Raw genomic sequence first — 331 nt, forward strand, 5'->3', positions numbered from 1 at the left:
TGGGCATGTGGGTAGGCTCCGGCGGCGAGGGCGCCAAGACCTGGATGGCCTGGCTCGCCGAGCTCAAGAACCGCGGCGTCGACGACGTACTGATCGCCTGCTGCGACGGCCTGAAAGGGCTCCCGGACTCGATCTCCGCGATCTGGCCGCTGGCCGACGTCCAGCTCTGCGTGGTCCACATGGTCCGGGCCAGTCTCAAGTACGCCTCCACCAAGCACTGGTCGCAGATCGCCAAGGAACTGCGGCAGGTCTACACGGCGGCGAACGCGGACGCCGCCGAGCAGCGGTTCGCCGAGTTCGAGGAGATCTGGGGAGCCCGCTAACCGGCCCT

The 331-nt window shown here is 68.3% G+C and carries 1 pseudogene; it reads left to right on the forward strand.

From position 1 onward, the window contains the following. Window positions 1-320 (forward strand): annotated as a pseudogene (locus J0695_RS43455) (transposase); the annotation flags it as partial. Window positions 321-331: the final 11 nt, after the last annotated feature.

This window comes from Streptomyces beijiangensis (genome assembly GCF_017315755.1).
Taxonomy (GTDB): Bacteria; Actinomycetota; Actinomycetes; order Streptomycetales; family Streptomycetaceae; genus Streptomyces; species Streptomyces beijiangensis.